Consider the following 7296-nt stretch of genomic DNA (forward strand, 5'->3'; position numbering starts at 1 on the left):
TTGACTGATTATAAAACGGATTTGACAGATTCTTCGACAGTTGCTAATGCTTCTTCAAGCTTTTCTGGCTGTTTCCCGCCTGCTTGTGCCATATCTGGGCGTCCGCCTCCGCCGCCTCCGCAGATTTCAGCTGCCTGCTTGACAAGCTTTCCTGCATGAAGACCTTTTTCAATAACGTCTTTTGTTACACCTGCTGAAATGTTTACTTTTCCATTTTGAACGGATCCAAGTACAATGACAGCTGAACCTAATTTGGCTTTTAAGTCATCGACCATTGTTCTTAAATGGTTCATGTCTTTGGCGTTTACTTTTTCCGTTAACACTTTTACTCCGCCGACTTCTGTTACTTTTTCTAAAATAGAGCCTGCTTCTGCCTGACTTAATTTCGCAAGAAGGGATTCGTTTTCTCTTTGAGCCTCTTTTAAATCGGCCTGCAAGGAAGCGATGCGTTTTGGTACATCTTTCGTATTTGATTTCAGCACACTCGCTACCTGCTCTAAAATGGCCAGCTGGTCATTTAATTCTTCATAAGCCCCTTTGCCTGTGACAGCTTCGATACGGCGTGTTCCAGCACCAATACCCGATTCAGATGCAATTTTAAACAAACCGATCTCCGCAGTGTTTTGGACGTGACAGCCGCCGCATAACTCGATGCTGTAATCGCCTACTTGCACAACACGGACGATATCGCCATACTTCTCGCCAAACAGCGCCATTGCGCCCATTTCTTTTGCTTCAGCAATTGGCTTCAGGTCAATCGCAACCGAAATCCCTTCCCAAATCTTTTCGTTGACGATTTTTTCGATCTGTGACAATTCTTCTTTTGTCACTTGTCCAAAGTGAGAGAAATCAAAGCGAAGTCTGTTCTCGTTCACAAGTGAACCTGCTTGATTGACGTGGCTGCCTAATACATCTTTGAGCGCCTGATGCAATAGATGCGTCGCTGTATGATTTTTCACAATGCCTTTTCGAAGAGCTGATTCGACTTCTGCAGTCACTTCTATTCCTTTTTGAACGGTACCGCTTACGACGACCCCTTCATGGACATGCTGACCGTTTGGCGCCTTTTTCACATCTTTGATGTCAATGATGACTTCAGCACTTTTTAACGTCCCTTTATCCGCAACTTGTCCGCCGCTTTCCGCATAGAAAGGTGTTTCATCTAATAAGATTTGTACCGTTTCCCCTTCGTGTGCTTCTGCGACAATTTCACCGTTTTGAAGCAATTCGATAATACGAGAATCCGCAGTTAAGTTTTCGTAACCAACAAACGTGCTTTCGGCTTTAATATCGCCTAAAGCCCCGCCTTGAACCTGCATACTGCCGACATCTTGTCTTGCATTTCTCGCGCGTTCACGCTGCTTCTCCATCTCTGCCTGGAAGCCTTCTCGATCGACTGTCATGTTCTCATCTTCTGCATATTCTTCTGTGAGCTCGACAGGGAATCCGTATGTGTCATACAGCTTAAACACATCTTCACCTGAAATTTGTGAGCTGCCATTGTCTCTTTCTTTTTTGATCACTTCTGACAAAATGGCTAACCCTTCATTCAGTGTTTCATGGAAACGTTCTTCTTCATTTTTGATTACTTTTGCAATAAATTCTTCTTTTGCCTGAACATCTGGATAGAAGTCCTTCATGATCTCTGCAACAACTGGTACTAGATCATACATAAACGGACGGTGGATATGGATCGTTTTTGCATAACGCACAGCACGGCGCAGCAAACGTCTTAATACATAGCCGCGGCCTTCGTTAGAAGGTAGTGCTCCGTCACTGACAGCAAAGGCAACTGTTCGAATGTGGTCAGCAATGACTTTAAAGGCTGTGTCCTTCTCCTTCGACTCACCATAGCTTTCTCCAGAAATCGTTTCTACTGCACGGATAATCGGCATGAATAGATCGGTGTCAAAGTTCGTTGGCACGTTCTGAATGACAGAGACCATACGTTCAAGACCCATTCCTGTATCAATGTTTTTCTTCGGCAGCGGCGTGTATGTACCATCTGGATTATGGTTAAATTCAGAAAAAACGAGATTCCACACTTCTAGATAACGCTCATTTTCCCCGCCTGGATATAATTCTGGATCGTTTATATCGTGACCATATGCTTCGCCGCGGTCATAGAAAATTTCTGTATTCGGACCACTTGGCCCCTCGCCAATATCCCAGAAGTTCCCCTCTAGACGAATAATCCGTTCTTCAGGGATACCAATTTTATCTCTCCAAAGAACATACGCTTCTTCATCCTCTGGATGTACCGTAACAGATAACAAATTCGGATCAAAACCAATCCACTCGTCACTTGTGAGGAACTCCCAAGCCCATTCGATGGCCTCTTCTTTAAAATAGTCACCAATCGAGAAGTTGCCGAGCATTTCAAAAAACGTATGATGGCGTGCTGTTTTCCCTACATTTTCAATGTCATTCGTACGAATCGATTTTTGTGCGTTGCAAATACGCGGATTGTCAGGCACAACGCGGCCATCAAAGTATTTCTTTAATGTCGCAACTCCGCTGTTAATCCATAAAAGTGTTGGGTCATCGTGAGGTACTAAAGACGCACTCGGTTCGACAGCATGTCCTTTTTCTTTAAAAAAGTCTAAAAACATTTGACGTACTTGAGCTGAAGTTAAAGTTTTCATTCAAAAATCCTCCCTTTTCATTTCATCAATCTTCACACAAACGAAAAAACATCCCGCCCTATGCAAGCATACAATTACTTACACAGGGACGAGATGTTCTCGCGGTACCACCCTGATTATAGACCTATTCGTCTATCACCTTCACATCCGATAACGCTGGAAGAGAGCGGCAGTGTTTATCTGCACTCGGGACTAGCTTCCGTTAAAGGTCTGATAAGGCTTTTCTCAGCAACATAAAGCCTCTCTCTGCAACAGCTTTTTAACGTACTCGGGTCCGTCATTGAATTCAATATGTATGAATCGAAATTATTATAGACAACTCGGCTCGTCTTGTCAATGAACGCTTCGTCTCATGTAGATATATTGCACAATGATGACCCTGATAATGGCTGCGGACGGCACTGCTAAAATCATGCCAATTAAGCCAAACAGCTCACCTCCAGCGAGTAACACAAGCATAATGACGACAGGATGCATATGCAGACTTCTCCCAACGATGATCGGACTAAGAACATTGCTTTCCAAAAATTGAAGCACTGCCACTGTAATCAGCACAATAAGGACCGACTTAACTGAGATGGTAAAAGCAATAAATACAGCAGGAATGGCACCAATAATTGGACCAAAATACGGGATCACATTCGTTGCACCGATGAACATACCTAATACAAGGGGGTACGGGATATGAAACAGCCAGAGAACAACGGCAGCTGTTCCCCCAATTAAAGAACAGACAAGCAGCTGTCCTCTAATATAATCCCCAAGTGAGTCATCCACTGCTTTCACAAAGGCATGACCCCTTTTCCGAAAGTTTGGCGGCGTTAAATACCATGCCGCCCGCTTCATCGTGTTCATATCTTTCACCATATAAAAGACAAGAAAAGGGATGAGTGCCGCAACTAAGGCGTAATCAAGCAGCACTTTACAGCTAAGAATCATTCGCTCTGCCCCATTTGCTGCATATGTCTCCGATTGGACAATAAAACGATCAAGCCGATCGTGCAGTCCGTCAGGCCAATGGCTTGTATGACGATGAACATGAGATAAAGCGCCATTATACGTTTCCGCAAGCACAGGAATTTGCTCTGACAATTCATTCAATTGAGCGATTAAAACAGGTGCCCCTTTATACACAGCAAAACCAATTCCTCCAAAAAACAGCACATAAATCAATAAGAGACTGACCGTTCTAGGCAAGCCTCGCTTGTGCAGCCTTTCAACAATAGGATAAAGAAGGTAAGAAATAAAAATAGCGATAAGAAGCGGGATCAAAACCGCTTTGAGCAATAAGAAAATAGGCATCCATAACTCGTCGAGCTGAACCAAAATGAGTAAGGATGCAAGGACAAGCAGTACACCTGCAGCATATATCAGAAACTCGATCGGACGTTTCTTCACCTTTTTCACCTCTTTTCTTATTGTTTAACCAACTTCTGCAATTATCCATGTAAATAAAATTTGTCCTAACTTCGTTAAAAATGAATACATATGAAACATACAGCTCCAACCAAAGTCACTGTTTGCTGTAAAATCTCGTCAGATAATATTCCATTATTTACTTCTTTTTACACAAGGTGTGCTAGAATCCACTTTAGCCAAATAATCACAAGAGGAGGTTCTTCATGATCACATTCGAAGAAGTCAACAAGCATTATGGCCAGTTCCACGTACTCAAAGACATTAACCTACATATTCAAAAGGGTGAGGTTGTTGTGATCATCGGTCCTTCAGGATCCGGTAAAAGCACGATGCTCAGGTGCATCAATCGTCTTGAAAGCATTGATGAAGGAAAAGTACTTGTCAACGAAGTCCCTGTCCAGCATCCAAAAACAAACATCAATCAAGTCAGGCAAAATATCGGGATGGTGTTTCAACACTTTCATCTCTATCCTCATAAGACAGTGCTTGAAAACATTATGCTTGCGCCTATGAAGGTCAAAAAAGTAAGCAAGGCAGAAGCAAGAGAAACAGCTGAATTTTATTTAAATAAAGTTGGGATTCCTGATAAAGCAGACACTTATCCTTCAAGACTATCAGGAGGACAGCAGCAGCGTGTTGCCATTGCAAGGGGGCTCGCGATGAAGCCTGAGGTCATGCTTTTTGATGAGCCGACGTCTGCGCTTGATCCGGAAATGATCGGTGAGGTACTAGATGTGATGAAACAGCTGGCCAGAGAAGGAATGACCATGGTTGTTGTCACGCATGAGATGGGATTTGCCCGGGAAGTGGCTGACCGCATTGTTTTTATTGATGAAGGGCGAATCCTTGAAGAATCAACACCGGCTGCATTTTATGAAAAACCGCGCGAGAAACGCGCTCAGCTCTTTTTAAGCCGTATTTTAAATCACTAAGGGGGAATGTTTTTATGAAAAAAATGAAACGATTTGGCCTATTATTACTGATGACTTGCTGTATTGTCGCTCTTGCTGCCTGCGGCTCTGCCGAGAAAGGCTCAACGGATGCCAAGCAAGGAAGCTCATTAGACGCAATTAAGAAAGACAAAAAAATCATGTTCGGTGTCAAAAATGATACCCGCCTTTTCGGTCTGAAAAATCCTAGCACCGGAGATATCGAAGGATTTGATATTGATATCGCAAAAGCGATCACAAAAGAAATGCTCGGTGATGAAGGAAAGGCAGAATTCAAAGAAGTGACATCGAAAACAAGAATTCCTTTACTGCAAAAAGGAGACATCCATGCAATTGTTGCCACAATGACCATCACAGAAGAGCGTAAAAAAGAAGTCAATTTCTCAGATGTTTACTTTGAAGCAGGACAATCACTGCTTGTGAAAAAAGGAAGTGACATCCAATCCATTGACGATCTTAAAAAAGGGACGAAGGTGCTGGCGGTCAAAGGGTCTACTTCATCTCAAAACATCCGCGAGAAAGCCCCTGAAGCGACTGTACTAGAATTTGAAAACTATCAAGAAGCCTTTACAGCATTAAAATCAAACCAAGGGCAAGTGCTCACAACAGATAACGCCATCCTATTCGGTATGGCTGACGAAGACTCAAATTATGAAGTCGTCGGCGGAACCTTTACCGATGAGCCATATGGCATCGCGGTGAAAAAAGGCGATGAAAAATTGACAGAAGCCATTAACAAAGCCTTAAAGGCATTAAAGGATAATGGTGAGTATGACAAGATTTATGAAAAATGGATCAAAGAATAGCCACTTAACTAAATCAACATTCATACCTTCAGGAGGGCCAGTTCTCGGCTCCCCTGTTGATTAGGAAGGAAGTGAACGGATTGCTGCGGTTTTCAATTTTAACTGAAAACTTCCCTCTTTATTTAGAAGGATTTAAATATACGATTGGTGCAAGTGTCATTGCGTTAATTGGAAGCTTTTTGATCGGTACACTCATTGCCATTATGAGAATCGCGCCCCTTAGGCCGCTCAACTGGTTAGGAACGGCTTATGTGGAATTTATTCGGAATATTCCGTTATTATTGATCACATTTGTTTTCTTCTTTGGTTTACCGGTGCTTGGTATTGTGGCAGATGGCTTTACTGCTGGGACCATCGCCCTTGCGATTTATACGTCGGCTTTTATTGCTGAAGCCATCCGTGCCGGTATACAAGCAGTACCACTTGGACAAATGGAAGCCGCTAGAGCTTCTGGTCTGTCATACGGCGGTACGATGCGATATATTATTTTGCCTCAGGCGATCAAAATTGTCATCCCGCCTCTTGGGAATCAATTTATTAACCTTGTCAAAAACTCGTCTATTTTAGGTGTCATAGCCGGTTTTGATCTCATGTATCAAGGGGACCTCATCGCTTCCAGAACATTTGTGACGTTTGATGTATACATTTTCGTTGCCATGTTTTATTTACTCTTAACCATTCCGCTCAGCCTAGGCGTTGGTTATTTAGAAAGAAGATTAGCAAGAAGCCACTAGAAAGGAGGAAACACAATGGATTTTATAGGTGCCTACCAGCCGGATCATCTCGCCTTTTTACTTGAAGGATTTGCTGTCACCTTAAAAGTGGCTTTTATCTCCATCATTTTAAGCTTTATCATCGGTTTAATCGTTGGCACATTCAGGTTCGCTCAAATCCCTATTTTATCAAAGGTGCTGGCGGTCATTGTTGAAACCATTCGGAACCTGCCGCTTTTGCTGATCATCTTTTTCACATATTTTGCACTTCCTGAAATCGGCATTAAGCTGAGCATCACTGCCTCTGCCATAGCAGCTTTAACCGTGTTTGAATCGGCCATGCTGTCAGAAATTATTCGCAGCGGCCTCAAATCAATTGATAAAGGGCAGATTGAAGCTGCCAGATCTTCCGGTTTAACCTATGTTCAAACGTTAAAAATGATCATTATGCCTCAAGCGTTACGCCGTATGGTACCGCCGATTGTCAGTCAATTTATTTCTCTTTTAAAAGATACATCGCTTGCCGTTGTGATTGCCCTTCCAGAATTATTGCATCACGCACAAATTTTAAATGGTCAGAGCCAATCTTACTTACTCCCTATTTTCCTTTTGGCGGCCATGATGTATTTTGTTGTCAACTTCGGCTTGTCCTTACTTGCACGGAGATTAGAGTACAGGCAGGCATAAAAAAGGACATCCACTATGAGTGGATGTCCCCAGCGTGTAGACAAACCCTCGCATTCTTTGTCAGTCCTGCGTGCCG

The 7296-nt window shown here is 42.9% G+C and carries 6 protein-coding genes and 1 other annotated feature; of the genes, 4 read left to right on the forward strand and 2 right to left on the reverse strand.

The features are described 5' to 3' along the window. Window positions 1–8: 8 nt before the first annotated feature. On the reverse strand, window positions 9–2645 hold the full coding sequence (alaS, locus tag BA1_RS10300) for an alanine--tRNA ligase (RefSeq protein ID WP_008358525.1): 2637 nt from the start codon (window positions 2643–2645) through the stop codon (window positions 9–11). 81 nt (window positions 2646–2726) lie between these two features. Then, window positions 2727–2935 (reverse strand) — a binding site (T-box leader). Window positions 2936–2978: 43 nt separating this feature from the next. After that, window positions 2979–4043, reverse strand: coding sequence for an AI-2E family transporter (locus BA1_RS10305; RefSeq protein ID WP_008358527.1), 1065 nt, complete (start codon window positions 4041–4043; stop codon window positions 2979–2981). Between the two features lie 224 nt (window positions 4044–4267). On the opposite strand from BA1_RS10305, the gene BA1_RS10310 reads away from it, so the two are divergent. From BA1_RS10310 to BA1_RS10325, 4 genes are all read left to right on the forward strand, one after another. Continuing rightward, a complete protein-coding gene (locus tag BA1_RS10310; RefSeq protein WP_008358530.1) occupies window positions 4268–4996 on the forward strand; it encodes an amino acid ABC transporter ATP-binding protein in 729 nt (242 codons plus the stop codon). A gap of 14 nt (window positions 4997–5010) precedes the next feature. Continuing rightward, window positions 5011–5820: a transporter substrate-binding domain-containing protein gene (locus tag BA1_RS10315; RefSeq protein WP_008358532.1), complete on the forward strand. Its 810-nt coding sequence runs from the start codon at window positions 5011–5013 to the stop codon at window positions 5818–5820. 80 nt (window positions 5821–5900) lie between these two features. Further along, window positions 5901–6554 carry an amino acid ABC transporter permease gene (locus BA1_RS10320; RefSeq protein ID WP_008358534.1) on the forward strand — a complete coding sequence of 218 codons (654 nt, stop codon included), beginning with the start codon at window positions 5901–5903 and terminating at the stop codon, window positions 6552–6554. A gap of 15 nt (window positions 6555–6569) precedes the next feature. Next, window positions 6570–7220, forward strand: a complete 651-nt coding sequence (locus BA1_RS10325; RefSeq protein ID WP_008358536.1) for an amino acid ABC transporter permease — start codon at window positions 6570–6572, stop codon at window positions 7218–7220. Window positions 7221–7296 lie beyond the last annotated feature (76 nt).

Source organism: Bacillus xiamenensis (assembly GCF_000300535.1).
GTDB lineage: Bacteria > Bacillota > Bacilli > Bacillales > Bacillaceae > Bacillus > Bacillus xiamenensis.

Bases quoted from the DNA above. Each gene is read 5' to 3' on its own strand.
- BA1_RS10310 (WP_008358530.1), top strand. From the start codon at position 4,268: ATGATCACATTCGAAGAAGTCAACAAGCATTATGGCCAGTTCCACGTA.
- BA1_RS10325 (WP_008358536.1), top strand. From the start codon at position 6,570: ATGGATTTTATAGGTGCCTACCAGCCGGATCATCTCGCCTTTTTACTT.
- BA1_RS10315 (WP_008358532.1), top strand. From the start codon at position 5,011: ATGAAAAAAATGAAACGATTTGGCCTATTATTACTGATGACTTGCTGT.
- alaS (WP_008358525.1), bottom strand. From the start codon at position 2,645: ATGAAAACTTTAACTTCAGCTCAAGTACGTCAAATGTTTTTAGACTTT.